This is a genomic window from Xylophilus sp. ASV27 (assembly GCF_016428875.1).
Taxonomy (GTDB): Bacteria; Pseudomonadota; Gammaproteobacteria; order Burkholderiales; family Burkholderiaceae_C; genus Xylophilus.
Genome location: NZ_JAELTO010000352.1, coordinates 1 through 315, shown reverse-complemented (window position 1 = coordinate 315; position 315 = coordinate 1). Strand labels below are relative to the sequence as shown.

Below are 315 nucleotides of genomic sequence, written 5' to 3'. Positions count from 1 at the left end.
TGGCGTTGCGCCGTCAGTGCCTCCTCGCGCAGCAGGCCGAATATCTCGGCCTTCATACGCGCGAACTCGGCGCTCGTGACCACGGCCGGGTCGGCGCTCTGCGAGAACTGCGGCCGCAGGCTCGCCTCTGTCTCTTATACACATCTCCGAGCCCACGAGACCGTACAGGAAATCTCGTATGCCGTCTGCGGCTTGAAAAGGGGGGGGGGGGGGGGGGGGGGGGGGGGGGGGGGGGGGGGGGGGGGGGGGGGGGGGGGGGGGGGGGGGGGGGGGGGGGGGGGGGGGGGGGGGGGGGGGGGGGGGGGGGGGGGGGGG

Annotated in this window: 1 protein-coding gene; it reads right to left on the bottom strand. The window is 76.8% G+C overall.

The features are described 5' to 3' along the window. Nucleotides 1-134: 134 nt before the first annotated feature. On the bottom strand, nt 135-315 hold a 181-nt coding region (locus JHD63_RS23290; RefSeq protein ID WP_198973170.1), incomplete at its 5' end, for a hypothetical protein.